The 3,376-nt window shown below is 55.7% G+C and carries 4 protein-coding genes; 1 reads left to right on the top strand and 3 read right to left on the bottom strand.

The window, feature by feature from the left end; all coding sequences use genetic code 11:
• Positions 1-62: 62 nt before the first annotated feature.
• From DFP77_RS19310 to DFP77_RS19300, 3 genes are read right to left on the bottom strand one after another with little or no spacing between them, the layout of a single operon-like run.
• Positions 63-1,352, bottom strand: coding sequence for an ISL3-like element ISPpu12 family transposase (locus tag DFP77_RS19310; RefSeq protein ID WP_111609077.1), 1,290 nt, complete (start codon positions 1,350-1,352; stop codon positions 63-65).
• A gap of 21 nt (positions 1,353-1,373) precedes the next feature.
• On the bottom strand, positions 1,374-1,886 hold the full coding sequence (lspA, locus tag DFP77_RS19305) for a signal peptidase II (protein ID WP_111609078.1): 513 nt from the start codon (positions 1,884-1,886) through the stop codon (positions 1,374-1,376).
• Between the two features lie 3 nt (positions 1,887-1,889).
• The gene (locus DFP77_RS19300; RefSeq protein ID WP_111609079.1) at positions 1,890-2,786 is read right to left on the bottom strand and encodes a cation efflux transmembrane domain-containing protein; all 897 of its coding nucleotides are present in this window, start codon (positions 2,784-2,786) and stop codon (positions 1,890-1,892) included.
• Positions 2,787-2,881: 95 nt separating this feature from the next.
• On the opposite strand from DFP77_RS19300, the gene cadR reads away from it, so the two are divergent.
• Positions 2,882-3,289 carry a Cd(II)/Pb(II)-responsive transcriptional regulator gene (cadR, locus tag DFP77_RS19295; RefSeq protein ID WP_111609080.1) on the top strand — a complete coding sequence of 136 codons (408 nt, stop codon included), beginning with the start codon at positions 2,882-2,884 and terminating at the stop codon, positions 3,287-3,289.
• Positions 3,290-3,376: the final 87 nt, after the last annotated feature.

Raw genomic sequence — 3,376 nt, 5'->3', positions numbered from 1 at the left:
AAACGGGTATACGGATTTAATGGTTGATGGGGCACCTTCACCCCATCAATCTGATACCACCCTCAGATGGTTGATAGATCGACTCCGTAGTTGAGTTCCTCTGCGAAGTCCGGCAGTCCGTAACCGATGGTTTTCTTGTAGAAAGGAGAGACCTTCGCAGTCGGTGCCTTCTTCTTGTGCTTCGTGGTGTAGAGCATTCGTGCCCGCATCACCTCGAAGGAGTAACCGCGCCCTTCACGGTTCTTGTCCTTGGCCAGTCGGTTGATGGACTCCGTGTAAGCGTTGGTGACGGGCATGTCCGTCTCGAAGTAGGTCATGGTCTCTTCGCGCCAGTTTCCCACTGCCCTGACCAGATCGCTCCAGACTTCCTTTTGGCCCTTCGGGATGGTGGCTATCCACTCGTCCAGGGCGGCTTCTGCCTGGAGCCGTGTGGTGGCGTCCCAGATGCCGTAGAAGCGCTCCTTGTGCTCGTAGGCGGCCAGCAGTTGCGGGAACGCGCCTGTCCAGGTCTCCATGATGAGGCGCTCCCGGTCTGAGACTTCGTGAGCGCGTTTCAGCAGGATTTTCCGGTCTCCCTTGAGAGTCCGGCTCTGGGACGGTTTCAGCTCCTTTCTGAGGCCCTTGCGCACTTTCTCTAGGGCATCGTTGGCCATGCGCACCACATGGAACTTATCGACCACGATACGGGCCTGGGGCAGCACAGCCTTGACCGCTGCCCGGTAGGGGTTCCACATGTCCATGCTGACGATCTCGACCTTCTGCCGGTCTTTCAGCTTCATCAGGTAGTTGGTCACCACGTCCTGGCGGCGGGTGGCCAGCAGGTCGAGCAGGGTTCGCTCCTCAATGTTGGTCAGAATGCAGCGGTAGCGCTTGTTCAGGTATAGCTCGTCAATGCCCAGGATGCGGGGCGTCTCGAAGCGGTGCCAGCGTCCCAGGAACTCGGCGCGGGCGTTGAAGATGTCGCGCACCGTCTTCTCGTCCAGGCCGGTCTGTGCCGCCACAAAGGTGTAGGGGTGGTTGAAGGATTCCTTCTCCACGTACTCATGCAGCCGCAGTGTCATACGGAATCCGTCCACCATCTCCGGTAGCTGGGGCCTGAATGTTGTCTTGCAGGCCCGGCAGGTGTATCGGCGGCGGACCACCCAGAGAGTGACCCGCTTGCCGTGGATGGGCAGATCACGATAGGGAACGTCACGCTTGCCGAACCGTACGAACTCACCCTGCACGCCGCATTCCTCGCAGGCGATGGGATCGGGCACGTCCACCTGGAAGTGCATTTCGTCGTCGGTTGATTTGCAGCCCAGTACTTGGTATTGCGGCAGGTGAAGGATGTTGTCGGGAAGTTCGGTCATGGTGTTGTATAGGCGTAGGTGTCAGTCAGATCCATCCGGCTCGGCATTGGTGTTTGCTTTTTTACCCAACAAGCTGCTGGAAACGAAAAGTAAGGCACCGAGGACAATTGCAATATCAGCCAGGTTGAAGGCCGGCCAATGCCAGTCTCGCCAATAGAAATCAAAGGAATCCACAACATAGCCGCGAAAGACCCGGTCAATCAGGTTGCCCATGGCGCCACCGAGGATAAGACTGTAAGCGATGGCTTCTCCTTTATGACGATTTTCAAGGATCAGGTTGATCAGAAAAATCGAGACCACTACCGCGATTCCGATAAAAAAGTAGCGCTGCCAGCCTCCACCATTCGCAAAAAGACTGAATGCGGCACCTGTGTTCCATAGGTGCACCCAGTTAAAGAACGGGGTCACCGAAACATACTCGCCATAGGCCATTGATTGCTGCACCAGCCACTTTACAGCCTGATCAGACGCTGCCAGCAGGCCCGATATGGACAATAGGGCATACGGCGAGAGCTTTTTGCCAATAGTGAGCATTATTTAACCCTTCAACGCCAAAATGCGTCTGGCACCGTTAAGTACAATGCCCCCCGCGATGATGCCGATAATCAGATCCGGATAATTGGAACCGGTCCACGCGACCAGGGCGCCGGCGGTGATGACCCCCAGGTTGATCACCACGTCGTTGGCCGAGAATATCCAGCTTGCCTTCATGTGCGCCCCGCCTTCCCGATGTTTGGATATGAGCAGCAGACAACTGGTATTGGCAATCAATGCGACGAATGCGATAGCCATCATCACCAGCGATTCAGGCTCACTACCGAATACAAAGCGTCTCACCACCTCTACGAGCACGCCCACAGCCAAGATCAGTTGCAGTACACCAGCAAGATGCGCGGCACGTACCTGCATTTTCACGCTATGTCCAACCGCATAAAGGGCAAGCCCGTACACCGCCGCATCGGCAAAATTGTCCAGGGATTCTCCAATCAGGCCGGTGGACTGGGCGATCAGACCGGCAGTCATTTCCACCACGAACAGAAGTGCATTGATGCCGAGCAACCAGCGCAGGGTCCCGGATTCTTGCTTAGCAGAAGCTGCCGAAAACTCGGCGGCCTTGATGGTCTCCGGATTTGCAGCGACGGTTTCCTGAAGCGAGGCGCCTAGCCCCAAGGTCTTCAATTTCGAGGTGACGGGCTCGACCTCGCCGTCATGCACGACCTTCAGCCGGCGGTTCGACAAGTCGAAGGACAGCGCCCGAATCTCCTCAAAGCCGTTCAGGGCTAGGCGAATCATTCGTTCTTCTGATGGACAGTCCATCTTCGGCACGGCATAAACACTGACCCATCTCCCTGGCGCCTCGGAGGAGGCCTGTATATCGGTATCCGCTGCGGACGTTGCATCAGCGCCACAGGCGCCACCACAGGATTTGCTCATGATACTACTCCACTTGAACAATGTTGTGGTACCATTTAAAACTATAAAGCTACTATAATGTCAATAGAGTAAAGAATCCGTTGGGGAGGAGGCTGATGCGCATTGGTCAGTTGGCGCAGTTGGTAGGGGTCGAAACACAGACGATCCGCTTCTATGAACAGCAGGGCTTGTTGCCGCCGCCTGATCGGCAGGACAACGGTTACCGTGTCTATACCAAGAAGCATGGTGAGGGGCTGGCCTTCATCCGTCGCTGCAGAATCCTGGGCCTGTCACTGGCTGAGATTCACGAACTACAGAGCTATCAGGACGACCCTCATCAGCCTTGTACCGCCGTCAACACCTTGCTCGATGATCACATCTCTCATGTGCGGTCGCAGATAACCGCTCTGCAAGCGCTTGAGAAACAACTCGTTTCACTGAGAGCGAGTTGCAACGATGACCGGGAAGTTGAGGCGTGTGGGGTTCTTGCTGGAATTAGCGAAGGAAACATGCACCAGCAGTAGGTGAAGCATCAACCAGATAATCCGATGAGATGCCGGTCTGTCTCACTCTCATGCAAAGGTAAGATCAACCATTTAATCCGCTTACCC

It is taken from the genome of Marinomonas foliarum (assembly GCF_003337275.1).
Taxonomy (GTDB): Bacteria; Pseudomonadota; Gammaproteobacteria; order Pseudomonadales; family Marinomonadaceae; genus Marinomonas; species Marinomonas foliarum.
Note: the sequence above shows the minus strand (reverse complement) of the source record. Positions and strands in the feature narration are given on the sequence as shown.

Bases quoted from the DNA above. Each gene is read 5' to 3' on its own strand.
- DFP77_RS19310 (WP_111609077.1), bottom strand. From the start codon at position 1,352: ATGACCGAACTTCCCGACAACATCCTTCACCTGCCGCAATACCAAGTA.
- lspA (WP_111609078.1), bottom strand. From the start codon at position 1,886: ATGCTCACTATTGGCAAAAAGCTCTCGCCGTATGCCCTATTGTCCATA.
- DFP77_RS19300 (WP_111609079.1), bottom strand. From the start codon at position 2,786: ATGAGCAAATCCTGTGGTGGCGCCTGTGGCGCTGATGCAACGTCCGCA.
- cadR (WP_111609080.1), top strand. From the start codon at position 2,882: ATGCGCATTGGTCAGTTGGCGCAGTTGGTAGGGGTCGAAACACAGACG.